16 protein-coding genes and 2 pseudogenes are annotated in these 18,998 nt (G+C 67.5%); 15 read left to right on the top strand and 3 right to left on the bottom strand.

Annotated features, from left to right (window positions below; all coding sequences use genetic code 11):
- The 15 genes and pseudogenes from H288_RS33225 to H288_RS33230 form a co-directional block, all read left to right on the top strand.
- Positions 1–584: cytochrome b/b6 domain-containing protein (locus H288_RS33225; RefSeq protein ID WP_020096388.1), on the top strand; the 584-nt coding region annotated here is incomplete at its 5' end.
- Positions 581–1,354: a molybdopterin-dependent oxidoreductase gene (locus H288_RS0130690; protein WP_020096389.1), complete on the top strand. Its 774-nt coding sequence runs from the start codon at positions 581–583 to the stop codon at positions 1,352–1,354. The genes H288_RS33225 and H288_RS0130690, both read left to right, overlap by 4 nt.
- A 116-nt stretch (positions 1,355–1,470) precedes the next feature.
- The gene (locus H288_RS0130695; RefSeq protein ID WP_244603329.1) at positions 1,471–1,878 is read left to right on the top strand and encodes a hypothetical protein; all 408 of its coding nucleotides are present in this window, start codon (positions 1,471–1,473) and stop codon (positions 1,876–1,878) included.
- Between the two features lie 19 nt (positions 1,879–1,897).
- The gene (locus H288_RS0130700) at positions 1,898–2,641 is read left to right on the top strand and encodes a DUF2064 domain-containing protein (protein WP_020096391.1); all 744 of its coding nucleotides are present in this window, start codon (positions 1,898–1,900) and stop codon (positions 2,639–2,641) included.
- Positions 2,638–3,996, top strand: a complete 1,359-nt coding sequence (locus tag H288_RS0130705) for a glycosyltransferase 87 family protein (protein WP_020096392.1) — start codon at positions 2,638–2,640, stop codon at positions 3,994–3,996. Before H288_RS0130700 ends, H288_RS0130705 begins: the two co-directional genes overlap by 4 nt.
- Positions 3,993–5,045: a radical SAM protein gene (locus H288_RS0130710; protein WP_020096393.1), complete on the top strand. Its 1,053-nt coding sequence runs from the start codon at positions 3,993–3,995 to the stop codon at positions 5,043–5,045. The genes H288_RS0130705 and H288_RS0130710 overlap by 4 nt, the downstream gene beginning before the upstream one ends.
- A gap of 3 nt (positions 5,046–5,048) precedes the next feature.
- Positions 5,049–5,747 (top strand): glycosyltransferase family 2 protein, encoded by a 699-nt coding sequence (locus H288_RS0130715; RefSeq protein WP_020096394.1) that lies wholly within the window; start codon positions 5,049–5,051, stop codon positions 5,745–5,747.
- An 8-nt stretch (positions 5,748–5,755) separates the two neighbouring features.
- Complete coding sequence (locus H288_RS0130720) at positions 5,756–6,982, top strand: pyridoxal phosphate-dependent aminotransferase (protein WP_020096395.1); 1,227 nt, start codon at positions 5,756–5,758, stop codon at positions 6,980–6,982.
- Positions 6,983–7,315: 333 nt separating this feature from the next.
- Entirely contained in the window at positions 7,316–7,531 is a 216-nt protein-coding gene (locus H288_RS0130730) for a ferredoxin (protein WP_020096397.1), read from the top strand.
- Positions 7,528–8,853: an FAD-dependent oxidoreductase gene (locus H288_RS0130735; protein ID WP_020096398.1), complete on the top strand. Its 1,326-nt coding sequence runs from the start codon at positions 7,528–7,530 to the stop codon at positions 8,851–8,853. Before H288_RS0130730 ends, H288_RS0130735 begins: the two co-directional genes overlap by 4 nt.
- Positions 8,846–10,087, top strand: coding sequence for a cytochrome P450 (locus tag H288_RS0130740; protein ID WP_020096399.1), 1,242 nt, complete (start codon positions 8,846–8,848; stop codon positions 10,085–10,087). The genes H288_RS0130735 and H288_RS0130740 overlap by 8 nt, the downstream gene beginning before the upstream one ends.
- 384 nt (positions 10,088–10,471) lie before the next feature.
- Positions 10,472–11,380, top strand: coding sequence for a 5'-methylthioadenosine/S-adenosylhomocysteine nucleosidase (locus H288_RS0130745; protein WP_158684273.1), 909 nt, complete (start codon positions 10,472–10,474; stop codon positions 11,378–11,380).
- Positions 11,381–11,529: 149 nt separating this feature from the next.
- Positions 11,530–11,892, top strand: a complete 363-nt coding sequence (locus H288_RS0130750; protein ID WP_020096401.1) for a hypothetical protein — start codon at positions 11,530–11,532, stop codon at positions 11,890–11,892.
- 17 nt (positions 11,893–11,909) lie between these two features.
- A complete protein-coding gene (locus tag H288_RS0130755) occupies positions 11,910–12,647 on the top strand; it encodes a haloacid dehalogenase type II (RefSeq protein ID WP_020096402.1) in 738 nt (245 codons plus the stop codon).
- 1,970 nt (positions 12,648–14,617) lie between these two features.
- Positions 14,618–15,597: pseudogene (locus H288_RS33230) on the top strand (IS256 family transposase); the annotation flags it as partial.
- A gap of 119 nt (positions 15,598–15,716) precedes the next feature.
- Here the strand turns inward: H288_RS33230 and H288_RS34515 are convergent.
- From H288_RS34515 to H288_RS36175, 3 genes and pseudogenes are all read right to left on the bottom strand, one after another.
- Positions 15,717–16,553, bottom strand: a complete 837-nt coding sequence (locus H288_RS34515) for a glutathione S-transferase family protein (protein WP_146074085.1) — start codon at positions 16,551–16,553, stop codon at positions 15,717–15,719.
- A 428-nt stretch (positions 16,554–16,981) separates the two neighbouring features.
- Positions 16,982–17,452, bottom strand: coding sequence for a MucR family transcriptional regulator (locus H288_RS0130780; RefSeq protein ID WP_051123807.1), 471 nt, complete (start codon positions 17,450–17,452; stop codon positions 16,982–16,984).
- 399 nt (positions 17,453–17,851) lie between these two features.
- Positions 17,852–18,998 (bottom strand): annotated as a pseudogene (locus H288_RS36175) (hypothetical protein); the annotation flags it as partial.

The raw sequence follows: 18,998 nt of genomic DNA on the forward strand, positions 1-18,998 counted from the left end.
TGGCGATGGTGGTTCTGATCGGCTCCGGCTGGGGCATCTACGACGATTCCGTCATCATCCACGGCGTGTACTTCCCCAAGGCGATCCGGCTCGGCTCCTGGGCCGCCGAGAGCCTGCTCTGGCATTTCGCCGCCATGTGGCTGCTGGTTGCCAACGGCGGCGCCTATCTCGTCTACGGCCTCGCGACCGGACGCCTGCGCGAGCGCCTCCTGCCGATCCGTCCACGCGACATCGTGCAGACGGTCCGCGACACGCTGCGGCTCAAGCTCGCCCACGAGGACCTGACGACCTACAACGCCGTCCAGAAGATCCTCTACATCGTCGCCATCCTGGCCGGCCTCAGCCAGGTCGTCAGCGGGCTGGCCATCTGGAAGCCGGTCCAGTTCTCCGGCCTCGTCGCACTGCTCGGCGGTTTCCAGGGGGCGCGTCTCGTCCACTTCGCCGGCATGGCGGTGCTGGCGGGCTTCCTCGTCATCCACGTGGTGCTGGCCCTGCTCGTGCCGCGCACGCTGTGGGCGATGCTGACCGGTGGCCCGGTCCGCCGTTCGGACGCCCCTGTCCTGGCGCGGGAGGCGACGCGATGAGGTCCCCCTTCCGCCCCCTCAAGGTGCCGGATCCCGGCATCCTCGACGATCATCGCCCGCTGATCCGACAGATTGAGCGGCGCGGTCTCCTGCGCGGCGGCCTGACGCTGGGCGCGCTCACGATGCTCACAGGCTGCGACGTGACTGACACGACCGCGGTCGGCCGCGCGCTGCGCGCCGTCTCGGACTTCAACGACGGGGTCCAGGCCGCCCTTTTCGATCCCCGCAAACTGGCGCCCGAATATCCCGCCTCCCAGGTCCTGAAGCCGCCGCGCTTTAACGCCTACTACGATGTCGAGGATGTGAAGCCGCTCGACGGCGATGCGTGGCGGCTCGAACTCGCCGGGCTGATCTCCGACAAGCGGCCCTGGACGCGGCGGCAGATCGCGGAATTGCCCGAGCGAGAGATCATCATCCGCCACGTCTGCGTGGAGGGCTGGGATTATATCGGGCAGTGGTCGGGCGTGCCGCTCCGCGCCTTCCTGGAGCGCGTCGGCGCCGACCTCACCGCCAAGTACGTCGCCTTCAAGACGGCGGACGACTACCCGAGCAGCATCGACATGGCCAGCGCGCTGCACCCGCAGACGCTGCTCGCCACGCGCTATGCCGGCGAGGACCTGCCGGACCCCTTCGGATATCCGCTGCGCCTGCGCACTGCGGTCAAGCTCGGCTTCAAGAATCCGAAATGGATCACGGCCATCGAGGTGACCAACACCTATCCCGGCGGTTACTGGGAGAGCCGCGGCTTCAGCTGGTTCGCCGGCCTATGAGCGCCCGCGCGTTCCGGTGTGCCTTCGGCGTCCTGCTGACGCTGGCCCTTGCCGGGCCAGGGCGGGCGCAGACGGCCGGTCCCTCGCCGACACCCGACCACATGCCGGAGCCCGGCATGACCGCCCCTGAGATGGCGGGGCGCGCCGCAAACCGGTCTCCCCAGCCGGTTCGCGTCGGCGATCTCCCCGGTCGCTTCCTGCTCCAGCCGGAGGAGTCGCAGCCCGTCCTCGGCCGTGTCACGGGGCTCGTCCGCGGAGGAGACGGCGCCGTCGCAGTGACCGTGCGCCTCGACGGTGCTCTTGGTCTGGACTGGTTCGGCCTGCGACCGGTCTCCTGGAGCGGGTTCGGGTCCCGGCTGGTGGCCGTGCCGGTCGAGGCGGTGGCGCTGTTGGGCGAGCACGTCGCCCTCATGGGCCTGACTCCGGAGCGCCTGCGCGCGCTGCCGACCTTCGCGCCCGGCGCGGGCACCGAAATACCGCCGGACGAGACGCTCCGCATCGGGATCGTCCGGCCCTTCCACTGATCACGCAGGAGCCTCGGAGATGGCACTGGGACCGACGTCCGGACTGGCCGCCACTTGCGCGATCGGCGTGATGGCCAAGGCGCCGCGGAGCGGTCGCTCCAAGACGCGGCTGTGCCCGCCGCTGACGCCTGACCAGGCCGCGCTCCTGAGCGCCGCCTTCCTGCGCGACACGACCGGCAACATCCTGGAAGCGGCGCGCGCCGCGCCGATCACCGCTTACGCCGCCTACGCACCGCGCGGCGCGGAGACCTTGGTGGTCCCCCATCTGGCCGTCGGAACAGACCTCGTCCTCGCGGATGGAAGCACACCAGCCCCAGCGGCGGTCGAAGGCTTCGGCCGCTGCCTGCTGCAGGCCGTCGAGGGCATGCTCGCGCACGGCCATGCGGCCGCCTGCGTGCTCAGCTCCGACATCCCTACCCTTCCGACGCGCCTCCTGATCCAGTCGGCTCGGCTCCTGCTCGCGCCGGGGGATCGGGCCGTGCTCGGCGCCTGCGACGACGGCGGCTACTACATTCTCGGCCTCAAGCGGGCCCATGCCCGCCTGTTCGCCGATATCGCCTGGAGCACCGACACCGTCGCGGCCGCCACCCGCGCCCGGGCGCGCGAGATCGGCCTTGATCTCGTCGAGTTGGAGCCCTGGTACGACGTCGACGACGCTGCCTCGCTCGCCCGGCTCTCCGCCGACCGGGTCGGCTACGCCGCACCGGCAACACGCGCGGTCCTGGCGCGGCTCGCACAGGCGTCGGAGGCCGTACCGGCATGACCCGGCTTCTCGCCAGCCCCGCGCGCCAGCTCGCGGCACTGGGCCTTCTGCTGCTGGCCGTGAATGTGAGTGCGCTCGCCATCCACGTTCCAGGGGCCGAGGTCGTCGGCTCGGCGGCCGACTCCAGAGCGTTCGTAGGCGTCGTGCTCCTCGACCTCGTGGTCTACCTACTCGCTGTACGCACGGTGCTGCGCGAGCGGCTGCCGCGGGCGGCGCTGTGGACGATCCTCGGCGTCGCCGTACTGACGCGGGCCGCTTTGCTTCTGGCGCCGCCATTCCTGTCAACCGACATCTACCGCTACGTCTGGGACGGACAGGTCCAGGCTGCCGGGATCAACCCCTACCGCTACATCCCGGCGGATCCGGCTCTTGAACGGCTGCGCGACTCAGACATCTATCCGCTGATCAACCGGAAGGATTACGCCCGCACGATCTACCCGCCCGCGGCGCAGATGGTCTTCGCCGCTGTGGGCCAAGTCTCGCACGGCGTCACCGGGATGAAGCTCGCGATGCTGGGCTTCGAGGCCCTGGGCGTGCTGGCGATGCTCGCGATCCTGCGCGGCGCCGGGTTGCCTGAGGCCCGCATCCTGATCTACGCCTGGAACCCGCTCGCCCTATGGTCCTTCGCTCGCGACGGGCATGTCGACGCCGTGGCGATCGGTCTCCTCGGCCTGGCGCTGCTCGCTCGCACCAGCCGTCGCTACGGGCTCGCGGGCGCGCTCCTGGGCGCGGCGACGCTAGTGAAGGTTCTGCCCGTCGCGGTAGCGCCCGCCTTCGTGCGCGGTGGCCGGCTGTGGCGACCGATCCTCATCGGGGCGGCCGTGATCGCCGTCCTATATTTGCCCTACCTCACCGCCGGCCGGGACGTGTTCGGCTTCGCAGGGGGCTACGGGGCCGAGGAGGGCTACGAGACCGGCGCAGGCTACTGGCTACTCGCCGGGCTCGGCCATCTCGGGCTCAGCCCCCCGAGCCTGCTGCGGACCTACTTGGCCTGCGCCGGCCTGACACTCGCCGCGCTCGCGCTCCGGATCGCCTTCGGGCGCGACCGGGCATCCGCGCCCGACGCAGTCGCGCTCTGCCGCGACGCCGGGATCCTCGCAGCCCTCACCACCTGCGCAGCGAGCCCGCACTACGCTTGGTACTACCCCTGGCTGGCCCTGCCCGCGGTGGTCGCGCCGGCCCCGGCCCTGATCTGGCTCGGCGCGGCGCCGATCCTGTTCCTGATCGATCCGTTCAACGACCGCTTCCTCTGGCCGTCGCTGGTCTTCGTCCCGGCCCTCGTCCTGGCCGCCCGCTCCCTGTGGCAGGCCCGTACGGCGCCCCAGGCCGCCCTCCCGCAAGGAACCGCCCGATGACGGCCTCCGCCGCCCTGAAGGACCCCCGCCGCTACTTCGAGGAGGTCGGTGCCGACCGCGCCTCTGAGGCCGCGGCGCCGCCGGTCTGCCTCTATCTGGAGGTCACGAACCGCTGCAACCTGCTGTGCGAGACCTGCCCGCGCACCTTCGAGACCCTGGAACCCCCGGCGGACATGAGCTGGGCGCTGTTCACGCGGATCGTCGACCAGGTGCCGAACGTCGCCCGGGTCGTGCTCCACGGGGTCGGCGAGCCGATGCTGGTGAAGGACCTGCCGCGGATGGTCCGCTACCTCAAAGACCGCGGCACCTACGTCCTGTTCAACACCAACGGGACCCTGATGCAGCCGAAGCGCTTCCAGGAGCTGATCGACACCGGTCTCGACGAGCTGCGCGTCTCCCTCGACGCCGCCGACCGGGCCTCCTACCGCAGAGTGCGCGGCAAGGACTACTTCGACCGGATCGTGCGCGACGTCGGCAAGTTCGTCGCATTCCAGAAGGCGACCGGCGCCACGACGCCCCGGGTCTCGCTCTGGCTCACGGGCCTCAAGGAGACCGTGGATCAGCTCCCGGCCTTCGTGCGGCTCGCGGCCGAGATGGGCGTGACCGAGGTGCACCTGCAGCGCCTCGTCTTCGACGAAGTCGGATACGGTATGGCCCGCGCCGACCTGTCGCTGTTCGAGAGCACGCAGTCTGCGGAGGCTGCCGCCATCGCCGAAGCCGAGGCGATCGGCCGCTCGCTGGGGGTGACGCTCGACGCCTCGGGCGCGACCGAGCCCGGGATCAGCCTGAAACGGCAGGACGACCGCGCCTGGGCGACGTGCCGCCGGCCCTGGTCCCTGATGTACTTCACCGCGCACGGACGGGCGCTGCCCTGCTGCATCGCGCCGTTCTCGGTGCGGGGCTACTCCAACTACACGCTGGGCGACGCCACGCAGGCCACGCTCCGGGAGATCTGGAACGGCGCGGCCTATCGCGACTTCCGCACATCGCTCCTCTCCGACGCGCCGCCCGCCCCGTGCCAGAACTGCGGCCTGCGCTGGAGTCTCTGAGCGATGCACCCGGTCAGCATCGTCATCCCGACCCTGAACGAGGCCGAGGCGATCGGCGCGGTGATCCGCGAGATCCCGCCGGCATACGCGGGCGACATCATCGTCGCCGACAGCGGCTCGACCGACGGTACGCAGGCCATCGCCCGGGCGGCAGGCGCCCGGGTGATCGAGGCCGGGCGCGGCTACGGCCGGGCCTGCGCGCTCGGGGCCGCCGCCGCCGACCCGGCCTCGCGCGTGATCGTCTACCTCGACGGGGACGGCGCGGATCGCGGCGACTTGATCGACCGGATCGCCGGTCCGGTGCTCGCCGGCCACCACGACCTCGTCCTCGCCTCGCGCACCCTGGGCAGCCGTGAGCCCGGATCCATGCTCTGGCACCAAGTGCTCGCCGGCCGCCTCGCCGGCCTCGGCATCGGCTTGCGCTACGGCGTCCGCTACACCGACATGTGCGCGTTCCGCGCCATCGACCGCGCCGCACTGCAGGCCCTCGACCTGCGCGAGCTGACCTACGGCTGGAACATCGAGATGCAGATGCAGGCCGCGCGCGCTGGCCTGCGCATCCGCGAGGTGCCGATGCCCTACCGGCGCCGTCTGGGCGGATCCTCGAAGGTCGCGGGTTCGCTCGGTGGGACGCTGCGGGCCGCGACGCGGATCGGCGCGACCTACCTGCGCGTCGCCGCCGGGCCGGGGCGGGGCGCGTGAGGTCGGCGATGGCGCTCGAGGACGACGCTGCACCGGGCCTGCTGACCGCTAGCCGGATCGAGGAGCCCGGCCCCGACACGCGGCAGGATCACGGGATCGCCCCGTCGCGAGCGTTCGCGTTGGCGGCGTATCTCGACCGCTGGTCGGGCTGTGCGCACCACGACCTCGCCGCCTCGGACTCAGAGCCACTGACGCTCGCCGCGTTGCTGCGTCTTGCCGGCCCGGAGGAGCGTCGGCGCTGGCGGAAGGTCGGGCTCGGCTACGCCGACCCGCGCGGCGCCGCTTGGCTGCGCGCTACCACCGCCGCCCGCTACCACCAGCTCGGTGCCGACGACGTGCTGATCAGTGCCGGCGCACAGGAAGCGGTGACCTGCGTGCTGAGCGCGCTGCTCGGTCCGGCCGACCACGCGGTGGTGGTGGTGCCGATCTACCAGCCCTCGGAACTGGTCGTGACGCGGCTGTGCGCGACCGACGGCGTCGCCCTCTGTCCGGACCGGAATTGGAGCCTCGACCTCGACCGCCTCGCGGCGGCCATTCGGCCGAACACGCGCCTGGTGCTGATGAATTTCCCCAACAGCCCGACCGGTGCGGCGCTGGATCGAGCGACCTTGGACGGTCTGATCGACCTCTGCCGCCGACACGGGCTCTGGCTGGTCAACGACGAGGTCTATCGCCAGACGGAACTCGACCAAGATCGCGCCGTCCCGCCCGTCGTCGACCTGTACGAGCGCGGGATCTCCATCAACGGGCTGTCGAAGGGGTTCGGGCTTCCGGGCCTGCGCGTCGGCTGGGCCGCCTGTCGCGACCGTGGGGCGCTCGACCGCGTCCTCACCGCCAAGAGCCTGCTGTCGAGCTGCCTCGCCGGGCCGAGCGAGATCCTGGCGCAGGTCGCGTTGCAGGCCGAGCCGCACCTGACCGGCCGCGCCCGCGGTATCGGGCAACAAAACCATCTCCGCCTGCGGGCGCTGCTCGACCGCTACCCGGACCTGTTCGATCCGGACGAGCCGACCAACTTGGCCTTCGCCTGTCCCTGCTTCCGCGGTCGGGAGGGGGCGGCCGCATTCGCGCGCGCACTCGCGTCCGAGACCGGCGTCCTCGTGCTGCCCTCTGCCCTTTGGCACTCGGAGCTGGCATCGGTCCCCACGGACCGCCTGCGCCTCGGCCTCGGCCGCGTCGGCAGCGGCCCGGCGCTCGGGATCCTCGCGGATCACCTGCGGCGACGCGCCGGCCGATGAGCTCCGAACGGCTCGATACCTGCGACTTGGCGCCCGTTCCGGCTGCCAGTGCCACACACAGGCGTTCCGGCGCTTCCTCGGCATCTCGGAACAGCTTCCCGGCATCGCGCGCCTGCTCCTGCGCTCCGCCATGGTGTCGAGCGGCGCCCAGACCCTGGCGGCCGTCACCCGCGCCGCCGTCTTGCTCAAGGCCGCCCTGGCCGGGGTCGACCTGCGTGCGTGGTCGAGCTTCGAGACGACGGCCGAGCTCGGCTACCGTTGCGCTCGCGAGGCGCTGGATTCAGGCCGACTAGGAGCCTGGACATGATTCACACATCCCTTCGGAGCCCGCGCATGCGTGTCGTCGTCGATCTCAACCGCTGCCAGGGCTACGCCCAGTGCTGCTACGCTGCTCCGGACCATTTCGAGGTGCGCGGCCACGAGATCCTGTTTTACGATCCAGCACCGCCGGAGGCGAAACGGTCGCAGATCGAGCGCGCGCAGCAGGCCTGCCCGGTTCGGGCGATCGCGATCGAGCCCGCCGGTCTCGCGCAGGGCGACGTACCGTGAGCGACCACCAGCGACAGGCCATCGTCGTGGTGGGCGCCTCCCTGGCCGGGCTGCGGGGCGCGGAGGCGCTGCGGGACGGCGGCTATGACGGGCCTCTGATCCTGGTCGGGGATGAGCCGCACAAGCCCTACGACCGGCCGCCGCTGTCCAAGCACGTCCTCGCGGGCGAGCTTCCCCCCGAGGCGACGGCGCTTCCGCAACTCACCCGTCTGCAGGCGCAGTGGCGGCTCGGCCAGCCGGCCGTCGCCCTCGATCGGGAACGCCGGGAGCTGCGCCTCGCCGACGGGGCGACGCTTTCCTACGCGAAGCTCCTGATCGCCACCGGCGCCCGGGCGCGGCCATGGCCCGGAGCGGGCGCTGATCTCGCCGGGATCTTCACGATCCGGACCCTGGAGGATGCCCGCGCCCTGCGGAGCGCGCTGGCGCGTCGGCCGAGCCGCGTTCTCATCGTCGGCGCCGGTCTGATCGGGTGCGAGGCGGCCTCCTGCTGCCGCGATCTCGGCTTGGCGGTCACCCTCGTCGATCCCAACCCGACACCACTCGCCCGCCTGCTCGGCACCGCGATCGGGGCGACGCTCGCAGGACGGATGCAAGAATTCGGTGTGGACCTTCGCCTGAACACCGAGGTGCAGGCCTTCTCCGGCGACGTGGGGCAGGTGAGGCGCGCCCACTTGCTGGACGGCGCGGTGATCGCGGCGGACCTCGTCATCGTCGCCCTCGGCGCAACGCGCGACACGGATTGGCTCGCCGCAGCCGGCCTCGTCGCCGACGCGCGCGGTCTGACCTGCGACGCGGCCTGCCGCGCCATGACCATGACGGGCGAGCCTGATCCCGGCATCTACGCGGCCGGAGACGTCGCGCGCTGGCCGAACCCGCTCACCGGCGGCCATCTCGTGAACGTCGAGCATTGGGGCAACGCGGTGGATCAGGCCCGGCACGCGGCAGCGAACATGCTCGCCCCGCCCGCGGACCAAGGCCCGTACGAACACCTGCCGGCCTTCTGGTCGAGCCAGTTCGGCCTCAACATCAAGCTCGCCGGCCTGACCGACGGGGCGGATGCGCTCGCGATCGTCCAGGGATCTCGGGCGTCGCACCGGTTCCTCGCCGTCTATGGCCGGGCCGGGCGCACCGTCGCGGCCCTCTCCTTCGATCAGGCCCGCTGGCTTCCTGCCTACGCCGAGGCCGTGGCTACCGGGGCGGCCTTCCCGCCGATCCTCGGCGCCACCGACCAGCCGCGAATCGAGACCCTGGCGCCTGGCTTCCCCAGCCCGCGGCGATCCTCCAACCGAGCCGTCCCGGCTCTGGAGATGGCCCATGCCTGACGAGACGCTGTTCGCGCAGGTCCTCGATCCGAGGAACCGGGCGAATCCCTATCCCCTCTACGCACGCTTGCGTGAGACGCCCGTCTCCCGGCAGGCGGACGGCAGCTACGTCGTCAGCACCCATGCCGCCCTCAGGAGCCTGATCTTCGATCCCCGGCTGAGCTCGGAGGACCTGCCGCCCTCACGCCGGCCCGCCACGGGCAATCCCCTGAAGGACTGGATCCTCAACCCGATCCGGAACCGGGTGGTCAACGCCCACCGCCCGCTGATCTTCCGCGATCCGCCCGACCACGACACTCTGCGCGGGTTCGTGATGAAGGAGTTCACCATCGCCCGGGTACGGGATTCCCACGCCAAGGTTGCGGCGCTGGTCGATACCCTGATCGACAGGTGCCGCGGCCGCGATACGGTCTGCCTCGTGGAGGACCTGTCCTACCCGCTGCCGGTGGCCGTCATCTGCGAGCTCCTCGGCGTGCCCGAGGCCGACGAGGCGCAGTTCCATGCCTGGGCGATCCGTCTCGCCACGGCCCTGGAGCCGGACGCGCGCCACGACGAGGCGGGACGGCGGGAGATCACGGCGACCTTCGACGCGATCTCCGACTACATGCGCCGGCTGATCCGCGAGAAGCGCCGCCGTCCGGCGGACGACATGCTCAGCGGCCTCGCCGCCCGCGGCGACCGGACGAGCCCGGCCATGGGCGACATCGACCTGATCTCGACAGCGATCCTGCTCCTCGTCGCGGGTCACGAGACGACGGTGAACCTCATCACCAACGGCATGCTCACCCTGCTCCGGCATCCCGAGGAGCTCGAGAAGCTGAAGGCCGACCCTGAACGGGCACCCCGCGTGATCGAGGAGATGCTGCGCTACGAACCCCCCGTCCATTTCCGCACCCGCAAGGCGCTCGGTGCCATCGACGTGGCGGGAACGACGATCCCGGCAGGATCGTCGGTGGTCCTGCTCTTCGCGGCCGGAAACCGCGACCCGGCGCGGTTCGCGCGGCCCGACCAGTTCGATCCCGACCGGCCGGACAACCAGCATTTCGGGTTCGGCGGGGGCCTCCATTACTGCGTGGGCGCCCCGCTGGCGCGGATCGAGGCCGAGATCGCCCTCGTCACGCTCTGTCGGCGCTTGGTCGCGCCGCGGCTCATGGACGACCCGCCGCCCTACCGGCCGGGCGCTTCGCTGCGCGGCCCGAAGAACCTCGGCATCACTATAGCGGGGATCGCCTGATCCTCCAGGCGCGCATGATGCTGGGGCGATCCCGAGAACCATGCGCGATCGTCGAGCCGAGCGGGACCGGCAGTGCACTCGTTCCAGCGAGCTTGACGCCCATAGATGTCACACAAGAAATCTATGCCGGCCTCGGTGAGGTTGATAGCATCGCCGCCACTCTGAGAATATGTTTATAGGACTGACACCTCAGTGTTGCTATAGACATGCCCTATAATCTATGATGTTGCTTGGCAGCGAGCATCAGTAGCACCGGAAATGCTTGTTCTAGATTAAGGTTACTGCCAACTTTTTGACTCAGATGGAGCCGATATGTCGATGCATTACAGCGGTCGAGTCGCTGCTACCGTTTGCCCTCGGGGCGCCCACACCCTGATCGGAAGGTTGACGGCCGTACTCGTCACCCTGGCGTCCTTCGCATACGCATCAGTTCGCGCTGAGGCGAATGCAGAAGGCGACATGCGCACGGCAATTCTGTGCGCCTACGAGCCGGAATGGCAGGCGCTGTTGCCTTCGCTCACCGATCGGCAGGAGGCTAGATACGGGGGAGTGACCTTCGTCACGGGGCGGATCGAGGGTACGCCCGTCGTGGTGATCGAAAGCGGCATCGGCCCGGTCAACGCGGCTGTAGCAACGCAGACGGCCATCGACCGCTACATGCTCAATGGCATCATCGTCATGGGCATCTCGGGTGGAATCAATCCCGAGTTGCATATTGGCGATGTGGTCATCCCGGCGCAATGGCGCGAGTACCTGGACTCGGTGTTTGCCCGAGAGCGGGGCGGACGATACACCTTGCCGAGCTTTTTCCCTGCACCGCAGACCGAAAACTTTGGGATGATCTTCCCGCAGCCCGTTCGAATACAGAACTCAGCGGGCGGGACCGATTTGCGCACGTGGTTTCCAGTCAATGCCCGTCTGCTAGACGCCGCCCAAAAAACGTCGGCCGGTGTCGCCCTCGAAACCTGTACGGCTGATCGTAAATGCCTGCACGCGACGCCGCGCGTCGTCGTGGGCGGCAACGGTATCTCGGGGCCAGCCTTCGTCGACAACGTGGCTTTCCGAGACTTCGCCCACCGAGCGTTCAAGGCCGAAGCAGTGGACATGGAGGCGGCCGCGGTGGCGCATACCGCGTCCATGAACGCGGTGCCATTCCTGTCCATCCGCAGCCTGTCCGATCTAGCTGGCGGAGATGCCAGTTCGAACGAAATGGAAGCCTTCCAGGGCCTTGCGTCGCGGAATGCCGTCGCCGTTCTGCGCGCGATCCTCTTGCAGCTTCGCCCTGGAAAGTGAGTATGACAGGCTGACCCGTCTCACATTCTGTTTCGGACCACGCGCAGATCGCGTGCGACGGCGCATCGCGGGCCGCCTTAAATTGCAGGACAGGTTGGCTTTGGACCGGGGCTGATTGAGAGGATCAGCCAGGACCTCAGGAGTCGGACATGCGGCGAGGTCTGAACGTCGCGGTGCTCGTCATCCCGGCGACATCCATAGCCGCGAGCGCGAATCTCACCGTTGTCGTGCTGTCGCCGTTCTGGCGGCGGTTCAACGCGGCGGGGGTGATCGGAGGCATGGCGACGGAAATGGTCTCGCCCGTCGCCTTCGCGCTACTCGGGCCGGCCTTCCTGGGAGCCGTCTTCCCGATCATGAACCCGGCGATACTGAGCATGCCGCTTGGGCTCCCCGGTGCGGCGCTTTGCGCCTTCGTCAGCCGGCACGAGCCGGACGCCGACGCTTACCTTGATGCCGTGATGTTTAAGGCCCGAATCGGCCCCGCACCCGCCACAGCCCGCCCCAGCCCTTGAACAAGGTACAACATCCGGTGATCAAAGCCTTCGTCTTCGATGCCTACGGCACGCTCTACGATGTGCAATCGGTCGCGGCCGTGACCGACGCCGCCTTTCCCGGCCATGGCGCCTATATTACGCAGGTCTGGCGATTGAAGCAGCTCGAGTACAGCTGGCTGCGTTCCCTCATGGGACGATACGAGGATTTCTGGGCGGTCACGCGCGAGTCGCTGTCCTACACCCTCGGGACGTTGGGGCTGACCCCGGACGAGCGCCTGTTCGAGGACGTGGCCGAGGCCTACAACCGCTTGACGCCCTATCCGGACGCCGAATCCGCGCTATGCGCGCTGGCGGGTTATCGCCGTGCGATCCTCTCGAACGGCAGTCCCGGCATGCTGGCGGCGTTGGTCCGCAACTCGGGGTTCGAGCGTCATCTTGAGGCGACGATCAGCGTCGATGGACGGCGGGTGTTCAAGCCGGACCCGCGCGCCTATGAACTTGTCGAAGAATGCCTGGGGCTGCGGCCCGACGAGGTGGTCTTCGTGTCGTCGAACGGTTTCGACGTGGCCGGGGCCAAGAGCTTCGGCTTCCGCGTGGTGCGCATCGAGCGGGTCGCGCCGATTGCGCTCGCGCGGGAGCTTGCAGCGGAGGGGGCAATCGCGCCGACGACGATGTTCAAGTCGCTGCGCACCCAGGTGGAAGGGTTGGGCTACGAGCCTGATGTCACTGTCGGATCGTTGGGCGAACTGGCTGGCCTCCCAGAGCGCCTATAGCGGCGTGCTCTGGCGCCCAGCACCTCTGCGAACCGATCAGCGACGGCCGTGCTGATCGATTGGCCACGAGTTGCAGCCGTCGGTGCGTATCGAGGTCTGAGCCTACGACCCCACACCCCGTTCCTGTCCCTTACCGGCCTCGCTTGTGAGCGGACTAGGCTCGAGTGGTGCTTCTTCGACCGGCTGGAGTAGCTCGGCCTGCGCCGGAACTTATGGCAACCAGCCGGTCCCTTCGCCACCGACGCCACGCTCCGTATCCTCTGAGTGACTGCACCGGACCCCGCTAGGTCTGCTCGAAGCATCAACGAAATCTATCGAGGCGACTTCTCGGCCTCATTAGAGTCATACGCTGATCGAATTGGCGCATGCATTCTGGCTTCCCACGTCCAGCCTTAATACTCGATCATCCCGATCACACGCCGAAGGTCGCGTCCGAAGCTATAATGAGGATTGTCAATGGGCTCAGTGACTTGAGCCCCGCCGAGGAGGCTCCCCAGATTAACGCGTAGCCGGATCTGTTCCTGGAGCTCGCCGCCGCCGGTAGGAGCGAACACCCGGTGACCGAACTAGTCGATGCATTCGAGTGGTGTTCAACCGCGGGGTGGTCGTCCATCTCCCAATCACGCCGGCAGTGGCTTCAGATGCTCAAAATTGGCAGCCCTACGCCCAGATCGGCGATGGTTTTCCGACGAGACTAGCCGCGCGTCTGCGCCAGCCGGACCGCCTCAACAGGATACGTAGGGGTAGCGGACTGCCGTTAGAACCCTCGTCTTCCAAGAGAAGAACTCTCCTCTTTTGCCGCGTAAGTCCAAGGCGTCCCTTACGATCATCGGTCTGCGGGCGTGGTACTCCCCGGCTAATCGAGGAGATCGGCCAACGCTGCACTCAGGAGGCACTCGTTGCAGACAGCCTCAAGGGTGCGCCCCAACTCATCGATCACACGGGAGACGATACCGTAGGCGATGGCCCAATCGTTAGCACTGGGCCGGCGGAGTGCGTTGTCGCACCCGCGACGGGTAACCGAGATCTAGACCTCGGCGAGTTCTCCGGGATCAGGCAAGCTAAGGTAACTCGCTATGTTCCGGTTCATCATCCTGTCGCCGCCATGCTTATACCGCCTCTCGGCCTCCTGGGCAGCGCCGTGGCTCGCGATCGTATGCCAGTCCGTTCAAACGGCCCCGACGGTTCATGTGGCGGCGATGCCGCATCTCGAAGCAGCGGCGCTCTTCCGGCAGGTCGCGTCCTCACGGGCATTAAGCCTACCGGAGCTGCGCTCGATTCGCGTCTTGGCTCCACAAGCCCGCCCTCGGCACTGAAATCCGTCGCCTCAGCCACCTGATCCGGATCTCCGTTTGTACCGGCTGCTGAACCGCTGAAATTATCCAAGGTCCGCCATGATCCGCGCACTTCTTCTCTCCGTCCGGCCTGCACTGTGGTCGGTGCCCGCCAGTCTTCAGGTGTGGCTCATTGAGCGGGCTCTCCCAGCAGCGACTTTCGCACTCCTCTGCTTGTGGAGCCGGACGAAGCCCGCTTCACTGGCGCAACAGCTCAGCCCGGACGTGCTGCCGCTTTGACCATTCGCCCAGGGCCTCACCCAAGGCCCGGCACACGGCCCAAGTACCCGAGCACGTCGTGCTTGAGATCAATCCCGGTAGTGCACTGAGCAAGGCGCCCGGCGGAGGCCAGCGCATAATCCCGTTTCGTCGAGATTTGGGCGAAGCGTCGCGCGACCACGATGTTCAGAAATCGTTAGCAAGCGGATGCCGTCGCCCTTGAGCTCTCGCCAGAGCGCCTCGCGGAACCGCGCAAGGTCACAGCCTTCGCCGCCAAGTAGACCACATAGGAGGGAGCGCCTACCAGATGTTTGGTCTCGCTGTGTGGCGGTACGACTGACACCGCATGGAGGGACGCGCTATGGGATAGGTTCTCCACGGCAGCGCCACGACGACTGAGCGGCTGTGTTGAGGGCCAAGACGGTCACGACTGAGACCGGCCGGATCGAACTCTCGACCCTCGCGACCGGCAAGCGGCGTTCGATCCGCAGCTGATCGCCCGCTATCAGCGCCGTTTTCCCGGCTTCGACGACAAGATCGTGTCGATGTACGCGCGCGGCATGAGCACCCGGGAGATCGTTGGGCACCTGCGCGAGCTCTACGACATCAAGGTCTCACCCGACTTGATCAGCGCGGTGACCGACGCGGTCCTGGAGGAGGTCGCTGCCTGGCAAGCCCGCCCGCTGGAGCCAGTCTACCCGATCGTGTACTTCGATGCCCTGCGGATCAAGGTGCGCGACGAGGGCGTCGTCCGGAAGAAGGCCGTCCATCCTCGGGCTGTGGCTTGAGCAGAATGAGGGCGCCAAGTTCTGGCTGCGGGTCATGAACGAGCTCAGGAACCGCGGCGTCGAGGACGTGCTGCTGGCCGTGGTCGACGGCCTGAAGGGCTTCCCCGACGCGATCCGGGCGGTGTTCCCCGAGGCGCTGGTCCAGACCTGCATTGTCCACCTCCTGCGCCACAGCCTCGACTTCGTCGCCTACAAGGACCGCAAGCTCGTGGCGGGAGCGCTCAAGGACATCTACCGCGCGCTTGATGCCGCGGCTGGCGAGGCGGCCTTGATGGCCTTCGAGGCGGGGAGTGGGGCCGGCGCTACCCGGCCATCGCCCAGAGCTGGCGGCGGGCCTGGGGCGAGGTGATCCCGTTTTACGCCTTCCCCGGCGAGGTTCGCCGGATCCTGTAAACGACGAACGCCATCGAGGCCCTGAACGCCACGCTGCGCCGGGCTGTGCGCGCCCGCGGTCACGTCCTGATCGACGAGGCCGCGCTGAAGCTGCTCTACCTGGTCTTGAACCGCTCCGAGAAGGCGTGGAAGATGGGACCGCGTGAGTGGGTCATGGCCAAGGCGCAGTTCGCCGTCATCTTCGACGAGCGCTTCACCCGGGCCATGGCGGCCTGATCTTCAACCTGCCGCCACTACACGGAATTCCTGACACTCCCCAGGAGCCATGCAGTAGCTTCTCACTCGGCTCGGTCCAAGATACCGGTCAGGTCAGACACTGTCGTCGACCACGCCCGTCAACCGTCGCGGAACGCATCCATATCAACACGACCGCGACGCACGGCAGCATCTTTCGGTTGTACAGGCCAAGCCGCGACAGTCCGATCGCCTAGCATCTTTCCTCCAACAGCACGCAGTCGGGTACCCGCCGGCCCAAATACCGTGCCGAATGACGACCTGGCCTGCATGCGGGCATACCAACCGGCCACCGCAGGCCGATCCGCCCATAACCGCTCAAGCCCGACATCCTCCGCACGAACGATCACGGGCAGGATGATAAGATCCGCCAACGTCACATCACTCCCAAGCAGGAAGGAGCGCCGATCGGCCAGGACAGCATCCATCTGCTCGAAAGTCCGTTTTAGATCTTCATTCGCTTCGTCGAGCAGCCTCGCCGGCAGCCCGTCCTCGCCGATAAGACCGTAGAAATGACCATGATGCGGATGGTGGATGGCAGACTGCCGGAATTGTCCAAGTTGACCCGCAGCCACGAACATTGGGATGAAAAAGTTCTGCCAGGACGGGTAGCGGATTGCCGGCGTAGGAACCTGCTCGAAGAAGCGCATCAGGCGCCGCATGTCACCTCGGCCAGCTGGATCGGCAGGCGAAAGAGGTGGGCTGGGAAAGCTCTCGTCGAGGTACTCTGCTATTGCGGAGGAATCGAGAATCACCACGCCGTCATGGACAAGGCTCGGCACGACACCGTTCGGGTTGATAGCCAAATACTCGGGGCTGTATTGTTCGGCGCCTTCCAGGTCGACGTACACCCCCTCATGCTCCAGGCCCTTCTCTGCAAGGACCAGGCTCACTTTTTGTGAGCAGATCGAAGCGGGATATTGATACAGCTTGAGCACTATTTGGTCCTCATGGCACTGTAGCGGCAAAAGGTTGATAGAGTGCCGCTGCCATACTCTTTCGGTACCGAACCCAAATCGTTACGTCGCGCGGTCTACGGTTGGCTTGCGGCTCGCACCGCCCGTTTCACGAACATCGCCGGGGCTGCGGATGTGCCGGATGGATGCGCGCTGCGGCACTGAAATGCAGCCCTGGCGCCTCCACAGGCGCCAGGACCTGCGCGAAGAGGCTATAACAGAACCCGTTATGATGCGTTGAGGTGGGTGGAACCACCCTCCCCCCACGGCTTATGGACGGCGATCGCACCTGAACCGGCCAAGCCGAAGGGTGGGTGATCATGCGTGCCAAGTTTCGGTAGGCCACGAGCGGCTCAGTCTTGCCCTTCGATACGCTAAAGACGGGGTCGAGCCGATTCCAGATCGGGTTTTCAGCGCCTCCTGCCGTCGACATCGCGGCTCGCGTCGACGTTCTCTGCCATCGCGCCCGGACGGCCGAGGCCGATCGCCCTGGCAAGCGCCGAGCGCCGCTCGGCGTAGCTGGTGGCGACCAGCGGGTAATCCGCTGGTAGTCCGAAGCGCGCGCGATAGCTGTGTGGGTCGAGGCCGTGCGCTGTTAGGTGGCGCTTGAGCGTCTTGTAGCTCTTGCCGTCAATGAAGCTCACGATGCCGTCGGGCTGGATCGACTCGCGTATTTGGGTCGTAGTCACCTTCCTAACCTCGTCGAGCGGGGTGGGGATGGCACCGCTGCCGGAGATTAGGCCGACGAGTGCGCCGTGCACGTCTCGAACAAGCTTCGGAAGCTCGGGAGCCGGAACGGGGTTGTTCGAAATGTAAGCGGCGACGATCTCGCCGGCCAACGCCGGAAGGTTCAATTCGCCTCGATTGGTATCTGTTGACAAGTCCTGTAATCCTAATGTGAGCTCTAGGTTGCGATGTTGTTTGTCTGGATGTGGGTGATAAGCCAGCCTTGCGCCCAATCCCTTATAATGTTGATTAGATGTACTCAGATTTATATGCCACCGAGTGATTTGAATGTTAATTAAAGTCTAGAAGTTGCGGACCAAGAAATGGCAGCCTTAGTCGCGATCCGCATATCCAGATCGGCTGGAGGAAAATCGGAATCGCCCTGGACGAGCGCGCTGCGCCTGCCTCCGGTGAGGAGCCGAATGGGTCGCCGGGGCCCAAGCTGGCCCGATTGAAAATATCGGCCGCCGAGCCCGCGGATGCCGCCAGGATCAAGCGGCACGGATAGGCGGCGGACTCGCTTACGCATCGCAAGCCTTGCAGATCGCGCGGGATCAATGGGGATGGCCTGGCTTATAGCGTGCGGCTGGGACGTCTTCCTGGGTGCGCGACGCTTCGCCCGCGACGTCGTCCATCACCAACTGGCTAAGAGCGCAGATGAACGAGGACAGCCGGTAGCCGTCGTGGCGTGAGAGCGCGTTGTCAAAGGCGCGCACGTTCCAGAATGGATCGTTTGCCAGCGTGATCGGGGCGATGCCCGTCAACGGCAGGCCGTGCTGGAACCGTACCGCCGGTGCGCCCTGGCCATCAATCTCGGGGTCCGGCGGAGCCAGGTTCTGGCTGTCCCATCCAAGCCCGTGCCGCGCGTCTTGCCGCCGCCGTGCCCGGCTCAACCAGCGGTTCGCCCGCGGGCACGTGATGTCGGCGTCGGCGAGAGTTCCGTAGGCGTGGTTCTGCTCCGAACCGGTCGCCGCGAGCCCCATCATCTCATGCGTCGTGCCGAACGGCGCCGCTGAGGGTTGCGCATCTGCGAGCACTCCTGCGGCCGGCCGCGGCGGGTCGAGGTTGCCGATCGTATGCGACTCCTCCGGGAGGCTGACTTGGAACGGGAATGTCGCGGCGAGCAGGGATAGGCCCCGCAATGGCGCCGTCAGGATCGCGTCGAGGAGATCGGGCTCGCGCGGGACCGCGCAGCTCATGCCTCGGGGCGGCCTACGCTCGATGCGTGCGGCACTCCGTTCAAGGAAAGCCGCCGCCGGCCGGAAGTCGAACTTGAAGGCCGGGAAGAGGTCGTGGGTCGCCCAGTCGTAATCCACGCCGGCGTTGAACATGGCGTCCGTGCCGGCGAGCCGCTGCCGGATGTGTGCCCGCGCCTCCTGGAAGCCGTCGTCGACGTCCAGGTTGATCCAGGCGCAGTCGCCGGGCCGCAAACCGCCTGCCGGGAAGGCGAGTGCCGCGGTTACCGACAGCATGACCGGGCGCTGGTCGATCGGGAACAAGCCGCTGTCGCGCGCCACCTCCTCCGGCGCGGCTTCTACGGGCGTTGCGACCCGCTCCCAGACCGCGCGCTGGAGGGCCGTCCACTTGCTCGCCTCGGCGGCGGGGTTGATGAGAACCACGAGGTCGCCGAGCACCGGTGGCAACGCCTCGCCGAAGCGGTGGCGCCGTACCGCCTTCAGAAGGTCATCCCTCAAGCCGGTG

It is taken from the genome of Methylobacterium sp. 285MFTsu5.1 (genome assembly GCF_000383455.1).
Taxonomy (GTDB): Bacteria; Pseudomonadota; Alphaproteobacteria; order Rhizobiales; family Beijerinckiaceae; genus Methylobacterium.

Coding starts and splice junctions, on each gene's coding strand:
- H288_RS0130715 (WP_020096394.1), top strand. CDS start 5,049: ATGCACCCGGTCAGCATCGTCATCCCGACCCTGAACGAGGCCGAGGCG.
- H288_RS0130740 (WP_020096399.1), top strand. CDS start 8,846: ATGCCTGACGAGACGCTGTTCGCGCAGGTCCTCGATCCGAGGAACCGG.
- H288_RS0130690 (WP_020096389.1), top strand. CDS start 581: ATGAGGTCCCCCTTCCGCCCCCTCAAGGTGCCGGATCCCGGCATCCTC.
- H288_RS0130720 (WP_020096395.1), top strand. CDS start 5,756: ATGGCGCTCGAGGACGACGCTGCACCGGGCCTGCTGACCGCTAGCCGG.
- H288_RS0130695 (WP_244603329.1), top strand. CDS start 1,471: ATGACCGCCCCTGAGATGGCGGGGCGCGCCGCAAACCGGTCTCCCCAG.
- H288_RS0130710 (WP_020096393.1), top strand. CDS start 3,993: ATGACGGCCTCCGCCGCCCTGAAGGACCCCCGCCGCTACTTCGAGGAG.
- H288_RS0130705 (WP_020096392.1), top strand. CDS start 2,638: ATGACCCGGCTTCTCGCCAGCCCCGCGCGCCAGCTCGCGGCACTGGGC.
- H288_RS0130700 (WP_020096391.1), top strand. CDS start 1,898: ATGGCACTGGGACCGACGTCCGGACTGGCCGCCACTTGCGCGATCGGC.
- H288_RS0130750 (WP_020096401.1), top strand. CDS start 11,530: ATGCGGCGAGGTCTGAACGTCGCGGTGCTCGTCATCCCGGCGACATCC.
- H288_RS0130730 (WP_020096397.1), top strand. CDS start 7,316: ATGCGTGTCGTCGTCGATCTCAACCGCTGCCAGGGCTACGCCCAGTGC.